The following is a 1,223-nucleotide window of genomic DNA, read 5'->3' on the forward strand; positions in this document are numbered from 1 at the left end:
AGTGTGCGGATTTGCCTACACACAAGCCTCACTGCTTGGACGAGCTATTCCATCAGCTCGCGTCACTATCCTTCTGCGTCACCCCATTGCTCATAACGGCTTACGGTGGTACAGGAATATCAACCTGTTGTCCTTCGACTACGCCTTTCGGCCTCGCCTTAGGTCCCGACTTACCCTGAGCGGACGAGCCTTCCTCAGGAATCCTTAGTCTTTCGGCGGACAAGATTCTCACTTGTCTTTTCGTTACTCATACCGGCATTCTCACTTGAATACGCTCCACCAGTCCTTACGGTCTGACTTCAACGTATATTCAACGCTCCCCTACCACTGATGTCAAAGACATCAATCCATAGCTTCGGTGGTGTGTTTAGCCCCGTTACATTTTCGGCGCAGAGTCACTCGACCAGTGAGCTATTACGCACTCTTTAAATGGTGGCTGCTTCTAAGCCAACATCCTGGTTGTCTTTGCAACTCCACATCCTTTCCCACTTAACACACACTTGGGGACCTTAGCTGATGGTCTGGGCTGTTTCCCTCTTGACAATGGATCTTAGCACTCACTGTCTGACTCCCGGATATAAGTACATGGCATTCGGAGTTTGACTGGACTTGGTAACCCTTGGCGGGCCCCGCACCCAATCAGTGCTCTACCTCCACGACTCTTGACTCCGAGGCTAGCCCTAAAGCTATTTCGGGGAGAACCAGCTATCTCCGAGTTCGATTGGAATTTCTCCGCTACCCCCACCTCATCCCCGAATTTTTCAACATTCGTGGGTTCGGGCCTCCAGTGCGTGTTACCGCACCTTCACCCTGGACAGGGGTAGATCACACGGTTTCGGGTCTACGTCCACATACTATGTCGCCCTATTCAGACTCGCTTTCGCTGCGGCTCCGGCTCTTCACCTTAACCTTGCATGGGAACGTAACTCGCCGGTTCATTCTACAAAAGGCACGCCATCACCCATATAGAGGGCTCTGACTTTTTGTAAGCGCACGGTTTCAGGTTCTTTTTCACTCCGCTTCCGCGGTGCTTTTCACCTTTCCCTCACGGTACTGCTTCACTATCGGTCGCTAGGGAGTATTTAGCCTTGGCAGATGGTCCTGCCGGATTCCCACGAGGTTTCACGTGTCTCGCGGTACTCAGGGTACGTCTCGGAGAGTGCTGACTTTGGACTACAGGGCTTTTACCTCTTATAGCGGGCCTTTCCAGACCTCTTCGTCTA

1 rRNA gene is annotated in these 1,223 nt (G+C 52.2%); it reads right to left on the reverse strand.

What is annotated here, in order from left to right:
* Nucleotides 1-1,223 (reverse strand): 23S ribosomal RNA (locus AC0YN4_RS31795); the annotation flags it as partial.

The sequence above is a fragment of the Paenibacillus sp. J22R3 genome (assembly GCF_056269305.1).